Genomic DNA, 12,823 nt, shown 5'->3' on the forward strand with positions numbered 1-12,823 from the left:
AGGAGGTGAACGGAGTACCCGTCTCGAGAGCGTCCGCCGCAGCGCGAACGGCACACCGCGGCTTCGGAGTTCGCCGGTCGCGGCCGGGGTCAGACCTGGGTGCGACACTGCGACCCATGTCTCTTGCTGATCTCGGTCTCGACCAGTGGCGGTCCTTCGAGCTGCCCACCGCACGTCGCGTCGCCCAGGAGGCGGCGCACCAGGTGGACGGCCAGGTGACCGCCGTGGAGGCCGTCGAGCACCTCGGTGCTCCGCTGCACCGGGTCCGGATCGAGCGGGGCGGGCAGGAATTCGCCCTGATACCCGGAGGCGAGGTGACGCTCGGGTTCGATCTCGACGCCTGGCAGCCGACGCCCGAGCAGGCCGCCGACTACGCGGAGAGTCTGGATCAAGGCTTCGGTTACGGCCCCGACCTGCGGGCCCACCTCGCGCAGGTGCTCAGCCCCCGCCGGAGTGTCACCCTGGCCACGGTGCTCATGGCGGTGGAGGACGAGCCCCTGACCGAACCGCCCGCCGACATGCCCGCCGTCCTCGCGGCGCGCGGCCTCCGGATGCCCAGCTCCGACGAGTGGGAGCACGCCTGCGGAGCGGGCGCGGACACGCTGTTCCGGTGGGGCAACGACTGCCCTCTCGACGACATCCCCTACGAGAACCGCACCGGCCCGCATCAGCAGCGGAGCGGATTCGGCCTGCGGATCGCCCATGACACCTACCGCATGGAGCTGACGAGCGACATCACTTCGGTCCGCGGCGGCGACGGCGGCGAGTCCGCGTGCGGGGGGTACGGCTTCCTGCTGGCGTGGCTGCCCCTGGCCACGGCCAACCGCAACCCCTTCACCGCCGAGTTCGTGTACGGCCCGGACGGTGAAGACCTCTGCGAGGACTTCACCACCCGGCCTGTACTCACGCTCTGATCCGCCGACGGCGGCACGGACACCGGACACCGGACGCCGGACACCGACTGCGTTCGTGGCCACCGCACGGGCGACCGCGAACGCAGTCGGCTCACCTGGCGAGTTGAGACGGTTCGTCCAGTCGCGTCAGCTTCCGCGGGTTCCTGATCGCGTAGATCCGGGTGATCCGGCCGTCCTCCACCAGAAGGCTCACCGCGGACGGTTGGCCGTCGATCTCGATACGGACCGCAGGCGCGCCGTTGAGCGACACGGTCGTCATCGCGAACGCGGCCACCACGCGGTTCACCCGCGCGAGCAACTGCGCCACCGGTCCGGCTCCGTGGATCGGAGCCAGCACGGCGGGTACCAGCCCGCCACCGTCGGCGATCAGCACCACGTCCGGTGCCATGACCTCCATCAGCTCGTGCAACTGGCCGGTGCGCAACGCCAGCAGGAACCGCTCCACCACGGCCCGCTGCTCGGACCGGCTCACCTGCACCCGTGGCCGCCGGGCCGCCACGTGCTCGCGGGCCCGCCGCGCGATCTGCCGCACCGCGGCTGCGGACTTCCCGGTGGCCTCGGCGATCTCGTTGTACGGGACCTCGAAGACCTCCCGGAGCACGAACACCGCCCGCTCCGTCGGTCCGAGCGTTTCCAGCACGGTGAGCAGTGCGATCGAGACACTCTCCGCGAGTTCGACGTCCTCGGCGACATCAGGGCTGGTCAGCAGCGGTTCCGGCAGCCACTCGCCGACGTACTCCTCGCGGCTGCGCGACAACGTACGCAACCGGTTGAGCGCTTGCCGGGTGACGGTCCGGACGAGGTACGCCCGCGGATCGCGCACCTGCGACCGGTCGATGTCGGCCCACCGCAGCCAGGACTCCTGCAGCACGTCCTCCGCATCGGCCGCCGACCCGAGCATCTCGTAGGCGACCGTGAACAGCAGGCTGCGATGGGCGACGAACGGATCCTCGGTCACGCCGTCGACGCTCCGCCGGTGTTCCCAGGACGAACGGCCAGCGGAATCTCGCACGCGGTGGAGAAGCCCTGCGACTCGACCCCGTGCGCCACGTTGTTCCTGGTCGCGAGGTTGACGTAGGCGATGTACGCGGTGAGTTCGACCATCGCCGACGGGCCGAGCCGGTCGAGCAGGCCCGCGTACAGCTCGTCGGTAACGGTCGGCGGCGTGTTCGTCATGGCCTCGGCGTACTCCAGCACGTCGCGCTCCAGCGGTGTGAAGACCTCCGACTCCCGCCAGCGCGGCACCTGACTCGCCTTGGCCAGGTCCAAGTCCTGGTTCTGCGCGTGGAAGTAGCCGATGTCGAGGCACCAGCCGCAGCCGACCTGGGCCGCGACGGCCATGTGCGCGTACGACTTGAGGCCCTCGTCGGCCGCCTGCCACGCGCCCACCTTGCCCCCGAACTCAGAGCTGGCAAGGGAGACTTCGGGGTTGTGCCAGGTCGCCTCGACGGGTTCGGCCGTAGCGCCGAACCGCTTGATCATTTCTTCCTTGAGCTCGGTGGGGAGCTCGGCCTTCGGTATGCGTAGCGCCATGGTGTCCTCCTCGGAGTTTGCCTGTTCGGCATAGAGACACCGCCATGTCCGCGGATGTGACAGCCACCGCGCGCAGACCTTCAACGCGGAGGGCTACGAGGGACCCTGGGGCCCCTGGGCCTCGGGCCGGTCGCCGTGCAGATGGGCCGCGACCCACTCGGCCAGGAGCTGTTCGTACTCGTCGCCCGCCAGGTTTCCCGCGTCGACCAGCGCCCGGATCTGCTCGTTCGCGTGGGCGGCGTCCCGTCGCGCGGAGTCATGAACGTCCTGGTCGGAAGGCATGGAGGAATGGTAACGATGAAGGCAGTCGAACGGGAGGCCGCTGCGGTGTCCTTGCCGGATGTGTGGTGAGGACTGCGTCACAGTGAGCCGGGCTGTGAGCCGGGCTGTGAGCCGGGCCACACCGGGGAGGGGCCACGCGCACAACAGCCGCAGGTCTCACGTCAGATGAGACGTGGACCGAGGTTCAGAAGTTCCTCATTCGGCCGCATCTCGGTCCGCACGCGTCCGCGCAACGCGCCCTCGCGCCCTCGCGCCTTTGCGCCTTTGCGCCCTCGCGCCTTTGCGCCCTCGCGCCTTTGCGCCTTTGCGCCCCAACCGCTGGTGCGGCTAGACCAGTTCAGCGGCACTGTCCCGGCTCTCCGTGACCCTTACCCGCACAAAAGCCAGGGCTTCCCTCCCCCGCTCCCCGGCCGGATTGCGCCGAGTGCAGGTCCCGTACACCTGGCGCGACCGCCCGTATCGTTCCCATTCCCACCCGGCTTCACGGCGGTGCGATGAGTTCTGGGCGGCGCGGCAGTCTCTCTTGCGGTATCCCCTAACGAGGTAGGAGCGAGTCCGTGCGCATCGTCATCAGTGAGTTCATGAGCCTGGACGGCGTCGTACAGGCGCCGGGCGGTCCCGACGAGGACACCGACGGCGGCTTCGCGCACGGTGGCTGGTCCCACCGCTTCTTCGATCCGGAGGTGGTGGGTGGCGCCTTCGACGACGCGTTGACGCAGGCCGGGGCTCTGCTGTTCGGCCGCCGTACGTGGCAGTCGATGGCCGCGGCGTGGCCCGAGCGTGCGGGCGACCCGTTCGCCGACCGGATGAACGCCATCCCGAAGTACGTCGTGACCCGGGAGCCGGGCGACCCCGGCCGGACCTGGCCGAACAGCACACGCATCCCCGGCGACGAGTCCGTCACCCGCATCCGGGAGCTGCGCGCGGCCGAGGGCGGTGACCTGTTGGTCATGGGGAGCCCCACCCTCGTACGCACCCTGCTGCACGAGGGTCTGGTCGACGAGTTGCGGCTCGTGATCATGCCGGTGATCGTCGGCGGCGGTAAGTCGATCTTCCCCGGCGACGGCGCGCTCCACGCACTCGAACTGGTCTCGACCGTCACCAGCGGGACCGGCGTGCATGTGTGCACCTACCGGCCGGTCGCCGAGGGGTGACCGAGGCGGCGGGGCCGCATCTGTACGACGCGTGGGGGCTGCACATGTACGACGCGTGGGGGCGCATCTGTACGACGCATGGGGTGGCCCCGCCCCGGCGACGGCCCCTGCCCCGCCGTCTCACACAGCGGGTCCGTCCACACGGGCGCGGGAAGCGAGCACGGCGGCCAGGGCGCACGGCACGATCAGCAGCCCGAACGCGGCGGCGTAGCCCGCCAGATCGGCCGAGCCGAAGCCCAGGCAGGCGTTGAACAGGGCGGACGCGATGCCCATGACCGCGATCTGGCCCAGGTTCTGGCTGGTCTGCATCGAGCTGCTGGCATAGCCCTGCCGTCCCGGCGGGCTGTGGGAGAGCGAGAGCAGAGTGAGGGAGGGGGCGAGCACGCCCATGCCGACGGCCGCGACGACCATGGCCGAGGCGGCGGTGAGCGCGGGCATCGCGGGATGTGTCCCGGCCGCCGCGAGCGCGACCGCCGCGGCCATCACCACCGCACCCGCCGTGACCAGGTGGTGGCGGGGCCGGCGGTCCAGCAGGTGGCCCTGCACCCAGGACGATGCCGCCCAGGCCACGGCGGCGCCCGTGAAGGCCAGCCCGGTGGCCACCGGCGGCACCCGCCGGGAGGTGGCGAGCAGCAGCGGTACGAAGGCCTCCAACGTGAAGTACGCCCCCGAGCTGAGGCCGCGCAGCAGCACCGCGGCGGGCAGGCCGCGCGCCGCGCGCCCCGTGCCCCGGGGCAGCAGCCGTGGGGTGAACACCACCAGCAGCGCGAGCCCCGCCACCGCGGACAGCAGATGGCGCACGTCCCAGCCGGACACGGCGTACTGCGCCAGCGCCGCACCCACGCTCACGGCTCCCGCGACCAGCAGCGCGGGACGCGGCCCGCTGCCCCCGGACGGCGCCGTCCCGGTCTGCCCGGAACGGCCGCGCAGCAGGGCCACCACGGCAAGCGACGGAATCACGGTCAGGACGGCCAGGCCGAAGAACACCACCCGCCAGGACCACCAGGCCGCCACCAGCCCGGCCAGCGGCGGACCGGCCAGCGACGGGACGATCCAGCAGCTCGCCATCATCGACAGGGCGCGCGGGCGCAGGCGCTCGGGGTAGGACTGGGCGATGGCGGCATTGATGGACACCGCCACCATCCCGGCCGCCACCCCGTCCAGGAAGCGCCCGGCCGCCAGCTGCCAGATCGTCGTACTGGTCGCCGAGACCAGCAGGGTGACCACCGCCAGCACCACCCCCGCCGCCAGCGGACGGCGCGCCCCGGCGCGGTCCGCCCAGTCCCCGCCCAGCACCCCGCCGAGCAGGCTCGCGGCCACGAAACAGCCCGCCACCAGCGGGTAGAGCGACACCCCGTGCAGGTCCCGTGCGGCCACCGGCAGGGTGGGCACCACCGCGAGCGCGGCGAACCCGGTCAGGAACATCACCGCGGCGAAACTGGCGGTGGCAGCGAGGTACTTACGGGACCACAGCCCGCCGCCGGCGTCGGCACCCGCGTCGGCTCCCGCTCCTCGCGGGCGATCATCCCCGTCGCCGTCGGTGCCGTCAGTGCTGTGCGTGGCGCCGTGCGCCAACTGCTCGGCGAGCGCCTCCGGATCATCAGTCACGAGCGATCAAGTTATGCGCGCCCCACGGTTGTCTGCCACTTGTTTTCCGGCTGCCCGCGACCACTCCGGCGGCGCACCCGCCGACGGCCCGGCGGGCGTCCCCGTACTGTCGCTACGTATGTCCGAGCACCACCGGTCGATCAGGAGGACACCCGTCATGACCAGTCAGAAGCAGCGCATGCTCGCAGGCGAGCTCTACCTCGCCGACGACCCCGAGCTGGCCGCCGACGCGCTGCGCGCGGCCGTGCTCAGCGAGCAGTTCAACGCCACGTCCGCGGCCGATCCGGAAGGCCGCAGGACCGCACTCGCCGAACTCCTCGGCAAGGTGGGCGAGGACTGCGAGGTACGGCCGCCGCTACGGGTGGACTACGGCAGCGGGATCACCATCGGGCCGCGCACCTTCATCAACTTCGGTGCCGTCCTGCTCGACGTGGCGGCGATCACGATCGGCGCCGACGTACAGATCGGCCCGAACGTCCAGCTCCTCACCCCGACCCACCCGGTCGACCCCGAGCCGCGCCGCGCCAAGTGGGAGGCGGCGCAGCCGATCACCATCGGGGACAACGTCTGGCTCGGCGGCGGCGTCATCGTCTGCCCCGGTGTGACGATCGGCGAGAACACCGTCGTCGGTGCCGGCTCGGTCGTCACCAAGGACCTGCCCGCGAATGTGGTCGCGGTCGGCAACCCGGCCCGGGTCGTACGGGAGATCTGAGCGGGCGCGCACGGCCGTCGGCACGCGGGCCTGCGGGCTTGCCGCGCCCGGCCGCGTCCAGCCCGCCCGGCCGCGCCAATAGCCCAACGCACCTTCCCAGGAAGGGCGTTCAGAGCGGCAGCCGGTACTGCCACCACCGGTGGCTGATCCGGAGCTTGGCCGCCTTGAGCCCCCGCCCGAGGAGTTCGTCGTCCACCTCGCGGACCTGGATGGACTCGACCGAGGGATGGTCCCGGCGCACCTGCTCGACGAACTCCGCGACCAGGGAGCCCAGTTCGGGTGCGTCCACGCCGTGGTGACCGACCTTCTCGACGTACACCTCCGGTCCTGCCACCACCGCCGCGATCCGGGCCGCCGTACGCCCCGCGGCCGTCAGCAGCTCCAGCCCCTGCCATCCCGTCCCCTCGGGGGCGCGGCGGGTCCGTACGGTCGGCAGTCCGGCCGGCCGCTGCCAGCGGCCGAGCGCGGAGATGCCCCACTTGCGGCCGAGCTCCTGGTGTACGGACGCCTCCAGCTCGGCCGCCACCCGGGCGTCGAGCTCCGATTCGGTGCCGTCCCAGTCCAGCGCGCGGAATCCGGCGGCGCGGGCCTCGTCGGCCGCCACCCGGAAGAGGCGGGCCAGCACGGCCTCCTGGTCGCCGGTCCCGTCCGGTTCGGCCACGCACCCGGAGACGATGCGCTCCCGCTCCAGGGACACCAGCTGCCACTGGACGGCCGCCGCCTCCGGGTCGGGCCCGGGGCTGAACACCGCTGCCCACCCGAGCAGTTCACCGTCCGCCCGAGCGATCGCAGTGCCCAGCAGCCCGGGGTACGGACGGCTTTCACCGAGGTCCGCGCCCTCGCCGGGCAGCCCGGCGCGCAGCTCTTCGGTCAGTCGGCGCTCCGCCCGGGAGTCCCGGTCGAAATCCACCACGATTTCCATGTCGTCCCCACTCACGCGGCCCACAGATCACCGTCTCCGGCTCCCGCAAGCATCAACGAAGACGGACCGCCGGTACACACCGGGCTGCCCGTGTCGCCTTCGTCCTGCTCCAGCATGGTCCTCAATATGCGCCATCACGTTCCCGGGACGGCCGCCGCCCCCTCGCACGGCGCGGATCACCGGCCCCGCGCACCGCAGGCACCCGTCAGCGTCCCCACAGGATGTCCAGGACCGGCTCCCAGGTGTTGAGGACCAAGTCCGCACCAGCCGAGGCCAGTTCGTCGACGCTGCGGTCGTTCGTCGCGTAGCCGAGGAACGCCAGACCGGCCTCCTGGGCCGCCTCGAGGTCCGTCACCGTGTCGCCGACCACCAGCGTCGAGGACCGGTCGGCGTCCAGGCCTGCCAGGGCCTTCTCCAGGGTGTGCGGGTGCGGCTTGAGCAGCTGGATGTCCGCCGTGCGGCCGTGGATGTGCGGGCCGAAACACTCGGACAGCGACCGCGCCGCGAGGTACGCGTGCACCGCGCGGGCCGAGTTGTCCGTGGTGACCGCCAGCCGGCAGCCGCTCGCGGACCAGGTCCGCATCACCCCGTCCGCGTACATCGTGGGCCAGGCCCCGGGGACGGCCAGCTGCTCCTGCCGGGCCAGCCACTCCTCCAGGTCCACGATCAGTGCGCTGCCCGGGTGGAGCGCGCCCACCGCCCGCAGGATGTCGTGCGGGCCGGCGGTCTCCGGGGCCGTGCCCGGAGCCAGGTCCACCCCGCGCTCCGCCAGGAACTGCCGCATCCCGGCGGCCACCCCCAGCGCCTCGTGGCGGGCGAACAGCCGGCAGATCGGACCGTCGAAACCCAACAGCACGGAGCGGGTCGACCTGATCCGGTCTCGGAGGTTCTCACGGATCACGGATGCCGCCTGTTCGCTTCGCCTCGTGGCCGAGGTCATGTCGTATCAGAGGTCGTTCGGACAGCCCCAGGTCCGAACTGCTGGTGGTTCCGACCGCATCGAACCACTTCTGTGGCTCTTCTACCAGCTTCTGACTTCGGCGGGAGGGCTTCCTTCCGTTCTCCTGGCCGTCTCCCCCGCACTCAAACTCCCACCTCGGACCCGCGCCTCGGACCCGTGCCTCGGACTCGCGCCTCAGACGGCCCGAGCGTGCGTGCGGTGCCGGATCCGTACGTGGGGTTCGACGTGGACCGCAGCGGGGCCGGAATCCCGGTCAGAAGACGTCCGGGCACCAGGGCCTGGCCGCCGTACGGAACAGCGCCTCCGTGACCGCGACCGCGCCCGGGGTCTCCTCGGAGATGCGGCCGAGCGCCGCCAGCCGGAGCGCCGACTCGTCGCCGAGGTACAGGGCCCCCAACTCCCGTACGTCCAGCGTGACATCGGCCGACCCGGTGGTCGGCGCGCAGGTCGCGCCGTCCGGTGACGCGTCCAGCCGGTAGCGGCCCGCCGACAGGCCGTCCGCGTCCCGGACGTCCAGGACCAGGGTGCCGGAGACCGGGTACGTCCGGGCCTCCAGCGCCCGTACGACATCCAGCAGCCGCACCCACAGATAGTCCGCGTGCGTGGTGAGCCTGGCCGCCCGCGGGTCCGGCAGCAGCAGCGGGAGCAGGTCGTCGGGGCCCAGGTGGCCGGATTTGACCGTGGTGATCCAGTCGACCGAGCAGAGGAAGTGCCACAGGGCCCGCTGGGCGGCCGGGGTCACTGCCAGCATCCGGCTCACGGTCGCGGTGTCCTGCGGCTGCTTGTTGTCGCCCCAGACGTCGTCGGCCCGGTACGTCATCATCCCCTCGACCTGGCCGGACGCCGAGCGGTAGACCGCGTGGAAGGGTTCCGTCCAGGGCTCGTCGGGCAGCGGGTGGAGACCGGTGGCGATCTGCCACCAGCGCTCGTCGCGGCTGATCGCACCGGGCTGCCCGGCCCGGAAGCGGTCGTGCAGTTCGGGGCCCGTCTTCCGTACGTCGTCGGCGTCGACCAGATCGATCCGGCCGCCGTCCTCCGGCCCCGACCAGCGCGGGTCGAGTCCCGTCCGGGCCACGTCGACCGTCCAGTCGCTGACCCAGGTGGCGGGCCCGAATCCGTACCGCCCGTAGATCGGGTACTCGGCGGCGATCAGCGTCGCCAGTGTGTCCCCGCGCTCCTTCGCGGCGGCCAGGTCCGCGGCCATCATGCGGCTGAGCAGGCCACGGCGGCGGTGCGTGGGCGAGACCGTCACGTTGGAGACCGCGTCCGCCCGGAGCGAGGCCCCGCCGACGACGGTGATCTCCTGCGGGAACGACCGGAAGGTCGCCACACAGCGCCCTTCGTCGAACGCGCCCCGGGTGCGCGGCGGGTCGAGGCGCGGGCGGCGCAGTTCGACCTCGGCGTCCGTGACCAGGGGCGAGCGCAGAAAGCCGGTGCGCAGGGCCCGCAACCAGTCGGGGAACTCGGATTCGGTGATCGTGCGGACGTCGACAGTCATACGCCGCACGCTAACGGCCCCCGTTTCAGACTGTCGCGCGAATTTCACCGACCTTGGCGGCGCCGCCGAACAGCGGTGCGTCCGCCAGCCTGCCGAGCACCGGGCTGTCCACGCCCATCCGCTCCAGGGTCCGCGCCAGCACCGGGCCGAGGACCCGGGTAGCGCCGTCGTCGACCTTGAAGGCGAGCGCCCGGCCGTCGGGCAGGGCCAGGGCCTGGACCGCCTCGGCGCCCATCTTGGACAGCGTCCCGGGCAGGGCGCGCATCAGCCAGGTGTCGGGCCTGCGGGTGCCCGCGACGTACTCGGGGTGGGCGCGTATCGCGTCCGCGACCCGGCGCTCGGGCGAGCCCTCGGGGGCGAGGACGAACGTACGGAACGCGCGGGCCAGACCCACCAGGCTCAGCGCCATCAGCGGCGCCCCGCAGCCGTCCGTACCGATCGCGGTGACCCGTTCGCCCGCGGCCTCCTCGACCACCGTGAGCACCAGCTGCTGGAGCGGGTGCGCGGGGTCGAGGTAGGAGTCGGTGGGCCAGCCGTTCCGCGCGCAGACGGCCAGCATCGCGGTGTGCTTGCCCGAGCAGTTCATGGTGACGCGCTCACGGACCTGACCCGCCGCGAGGTACGCCTCGGCCTCGACCGGGTCCAGCGGCAGATCCGCCGGGCACTGGAGATCGGCCTCGCTCAGCCCGTACTCGCCGAGCATCTTCCGTACGAGAGCCAGGTGGAAGCCTTCGCCCGAGTGGCTCGCCGAGGTCAGTGCCAGCCGCTCGCCCGCCAGATCCAGACCGGCCCGCAGGATCGCGGCGGCCTGCATCGGCTTGTTGCTGGAGCGCGGGAAGACCGGCAGTGACGGGTCGCCGAGTGCGTACTCCACGCTGCCGTCGGCGGCGAGGACCACCAGCGAGCCCCGGTGCCGCCCCTCGACGAAGCCGGACCGGACGACCTCCGCGAGAACCGGGGACAGCGGGGCAGGGGAACTGGCGGTCATGGTCGGCCTTCCGAACGGGGGTGGCCCGCCCGACCGGAAGGATCGCCTCAGGTGAGCAGGTCGTCTACTTGTGCTTCGCCTTCACGGTACCTGCGGGCGATCTCCGCGCTGCAATCGTCGGCGGTCCGCTGGAGGTGCTGCCTGCGGCGCGAGACCTGCTGCTCGTAGCGGACCAGACGGCCCATGCCGGTGTGCAGTTCCTCGTCCGTACGGGCGCCGAGGTCGGAGAGTTCCACCTCGGCCAGCATGTCGGTGGCCAGCTTGCTGTTCTCCGCGCTGCGCGGCGGGGAGAGCGTGACGTGCCGGGCCGACGAACGGTGCGAGGAGGGGACGTCCGCGAGGATCTCGGAGAGCCGGTCGACGACCGGGGACTCCGGGCCGGTACGCCGGGAGAGCTCGGCGCGGAGGATGTCGATCCGCCCGTGCAGCATCCGCCGTACGTAGCTCAGATCGGCCTCGTCCCGCTGGGCGTCCCTGCGCAGCGTACGCAGCTCGGGCAGACGCAGACCGCCGATGTCGTGCTCGGTGACCGCCGGGAGCGCGGTGCCCGACCTCGGTGCGGGTGCTCGCTGTACGGAGCTGATCCGGGTCATGGACACGGGACCGGGCGAGCGCCCGATACCAGATGTGCTCATATGCGTATTCCGTCCCCTCGACCGGTGCATGGGGTCTCCCCGGGCCCTCAGAGCCGAGGGGAAGCACCGCCTCCCGTGCATGTTGCCACTCCCGGTGGCCCCTGCGCCGACCGATCGCACCCGTTCGGCCCCCCGGTACATTGGCCCGTATGCGTGCAGTGGTGCAGAGGGTGGACGGCGCGAGCGTCGTCGTGGCAGGTGAGACGGTCGGTGAGATCACCGGCGAGGGGTTGTGCGTCCTGGTGGGTGTCACCCATGAGGACACAAAGGAAAAAGCAGCGCAGCTCGCCCGCAAGCTCTGGTCGGTACGCATCCTGTCGGGCGGAAAATCCTGCTCGGACGTAAATGCACCCTTGTTGGTGATTTCCCAGTTCACTCTTTACGGAGACGCCCGCAAGGGCCGCCGGCCCACCTGGAACGGGGCCGCGCCGGGCGAGGTGGCGGAGCCGCTCGTCGACGAGGTCGTGGCGCAGCTGCGGGCCCTGGGGGCGACCGTGGGAACGGGCCGGTTCGGCGCGAGCATGCGGGTCTCGCTGACGAACGACGGCCCGTTCACGATCGTGCTGGACCTCTGAGGCGCCTCGGAGATCCAGGGCCTCAGCCGTCTCGGGTCTGAGGCGTCTCAGGCCCGACGTCTCAGGGCTGACGTCTCAGGGCTCGACGACGACTTCCTGGGACGCCGCCGTGTCCCCCGCCATCAGCTCCGCGTCCACCGGCACGTTCCGCTTCACCAGCGCCAGCGCGATCGGACCCAGCTCGTGGTGGCGGGCCGACGAGGTGACGAAGCCCAGCTGGCGGCCCTCGGCACCGTCCGCGGCGAGCCTGATCGGCGTACCGTGCCCCGGCAGCAGCACCTCGCTCCCGTCCAGATGCAGAAAGACCAGCCGCCGCGGCGGCTTCCCCAGGTTGTGGACACGGGCGACCGTCTCCTGGCCCCGGTAGCAGCCCTTCTCCAGGTGCACGGCCGTGCCGATCCACCCCAGCTCGTGCGGGATGGTGCGGTGGTCGGTCTCCAGACCCAGCCGCGGCCGGTGCTCCTCGATGCGCAGCGCCTCGTACGCCAGCAGTCCGACGGCCGGGCCGTGCTGTGCCGCGTACGCCTCCAGCTGCTCCCGCGGCAGGAAGAGATCACGGCCGTACGCCGTCTCCCGTACGGTCACGCCGTCCGGCACCGCGGCGATCGAACCGGCCGGCAGGTGCACGACCGCGAACGCGTCGGTCCGGTCGGCGACCTCGACCCGGTAGTAGAACTTCATGCTCTCCAGGTACGCGACCAGATCCTGCTGCGTCCCCGGCTCCACGTGCGCCCACAGCGTCTCGCCGTCGTCGACGAGGTAGAGCGCGTGCTCGATGTGGCCCTTGGAGGAGAGGATCAGCGCCTCGGTGGCCACCCCCGGCGGCAGCTCGCTGACGTGCTGGGTGATCAGCAGATGCAGCCAGCTCAGCCGGTCGGCGCCGGAGACGGTGACGACACCGCGGTTCGAGAGATCGACGAGGCCGGTACCGGCCGCGAGCGCGCGCTGCTCGCGGAACAGGTCGCCGTAGTGCGCGGCAACACCTTCGTCTCGTCCTTCGGCGGGGACGGCACCGGGCAGGGACAGCAGCGGGCTCTTCAT

The 12,823-nt window shown here is 71.8% G+C and carries 14 protein-coding genes; 4 read left to right on the top strand and 10 right to left on the bottom strand.

Annotated elements, in window-relative coordinates; translation table 11 throughout:
- Window positions 1–116: 116 nt before the first annotated feature.
- Window positions 117–914, top strand: a complete 798-nt coding sequence (locus tag OG709_RS16350; protein WP_329166668.1) for a hypothetical protein — start codon at window positions 117–119, stop codon at window positions 912–914.
- A gap of 91 nt (window positions 915–1,005) precedes the next feature.
- Here the strand turns inward: OG709_RS16350 and OG709_RS16355 are convergent, their stop codons facing one another.
- The 3 genes from OG709_RS16355 to OG709_RS16365 form a co-directional block, all read right to left on the bottom strand.
- Window positions 1,006–1,872 (bottom strand): RNA polymerase sigma-70 factor, encoded by an 867-nt coding sequence (locus OG709_RS16355; RefSeq protein WP_326694554.1) that lies wholly within the window; start codon window positions 1,870–1,872, stop codon window positions 1,006–1,008.
- A complete protein-coding gene (locus tag OG709_RS16360; protein WP_250300976.1) occupies window positions 1,869–2,447 on the bottom strand; it encodes a carboxymuconolactone decarboxylase family protein in 579 nt (192 codons plus the stop codon). The genes OG709_RS16355 and OG709_RS16360 overlap by 4 nt, the downstream gene beginning before the upstream one ends.
- A 93-nt stretch (window positions 2,448–2,540) precedes the next feature.
- On the bottom strand, window positions 2,541–2,729 hold the full coding sequence (locus tag OG709_RS16365) for a hypothetical protein (protein WP_250300975.1): 189 nt from the start codon (window positions 2,727–2,729) through the stop codon (window positions 2,541–2,543).
- 557 nt (window positions 2,730–3,286) lie between these two features.
- Between OG709_RS16365 and OG709_RS16370 the strand changes: the two genes are divergently transcribed.
- Complete coding sequence (locus OG709_RS16370; RefSeq protein ID WP_329166672.1) at window positions 3,287–3,883, top strand: dihydrofolate reductase family protein; 597 nt, start codon at window positions 3,287–3,289, stop codon at window positions 3,881–3,883.
- Window positions 3,884–4,003: 120 nt separating this feature from the next.
- On the opposite strand, the gene OG709_RS16375 is transcribed toward OG709_RS16370, so the two are convergent.
- The gene (locus tag OG709_RS16375) at window positions 4,004–5,308 is read right to left on the bottom strand and encodes an MFS transporter (RefSeq protein ID WP_329169135.1); all 1,305 of its coding nucleotides are present in this window, start codon (window positions 5,306–5,308) and stop codon (window positions 4,004–4,006) included.
- 340 nt (window positions 5,309–5,648) lie between these two features.
- On the opposite strand from OG709_RS16375, the gene OG709_RS16380 reads away from it, so the two are divergent.
- Window positions 5,649–6,203 carry a sugar O-acetyltransferase gene (locus OG709_RS16380; protein ID WP_266642215.1) on the top strand — a complete coding sequence of 185 codons (555 nt, stop codon included), beginning with the start codon at window positions 5,649–5,651 and terminating at the stop codon, window positions 6,201–6,203.
- 109 nt (window positions 6,204–6,312) lie between these two features.
- On the opposite strand, the gene OG709_RS16385 is transcribed toward OG709_RS16380, so the two are convergent.
- The 5 genes from OG709_RS16385 to OG709_RS16405 form a co-directional block, all read right to left on the bottom strand.
- Entirely contained in the window at window positions 6,313–7,140 is an 828-nt protein-coding gene (locus tag OG709_RS16385) for a hypothetical protein (RefSeq protein WP_326694551.1), read from the bottom strand.
- 190 nt (window positions 7,141–7,330) lie between these two features.
- Window positions 7,331–8,026, bottom strand: a complete 696-nt coding sequence (locus tag OG709_RS16390; RefSeq protein WP_326694550.1) for an HAD family hydrolase — start codon at window positions 8,024–8,026, stop codon at window positions 7,331–7,333.
- 313 nt (window positions 8,027–8,339) lie between these two features.
- Window positions 8,340–9,584: a GNAT family N-acetyltransferase gene (locus OG709_RS16395; protein WP_250300971.1), complete on the bottom strand. Its 1,245-nt coding sequence runs from the start codon at window positions 9,582–9,584 to the stop codon at window positions 8,340–8,342.
- A 25-nt stretch (window positions 9,585–9,609) separates the two neighbouring features.
- Complete coding sequence (locus tag OG709_RS16400) at window positions 9,610–10,572, bottom strand: asparaginase (protein ID WP_250300970.1); 963 nt, start codon at window positions 10,570–10,572, stop codon at window positions 9,610–9,612.
- Between the two features lie 47 nt (window positions 10,573–10,619).
- Window positions 10,620–11,207, bottom strand: coding sequence for an RsiG family protein (locus OG709_RS16405; protein WP_250300969.1), 588 nt, complete (start codon window positions 11,205–11,207; stop codon window positions 10,620–10,622).
- Window positions 11,208–11,356: 149 nt separating this feature from the next.
- Between OG709_RS16405 and dtd the strand changes: the two genes are divergently transcribed.
- Window positions 11,357–11,782, top strand: a complete 426-nt coding sequence (gene dtd, locus OG709_RS16410) for a D-aminoacyl-tRNA deacylase (RefSeq protein ID WP_329166677.1) — start codon at window positions 11,357–11,359, stop codon at window positions 11,780–11,782.
- A 75-nt stretch (window positions 11,783–11,857) separates the two neighbouring features.
- Here the strand turns inward: dtd and ygfZ are convergent, their stop codons facing one another.
- Window positions 11,858–12,823, bottom strand: a complete 966-nt coding sequence (gene ygfZ / locus OG709_RS16415) for a CAF17-like 4Fe-4S cluster assembly/insertion protein YgfZ (RefSeq protein ID WP_329166678.1) — start codon at window positions 12,821–12,823, stop codon at window positions 11,858–11,860.

Origin of the sequence: Streptomyces sp. NBC_01267, assembly GCF_036241575.1 — a bacterium.
Classification (GTDB): domain Bacteria; phylum Actinomycetota; class Actinomycetes; order Streptomycetales; family Streptomycetaceae; genus Streptomyces.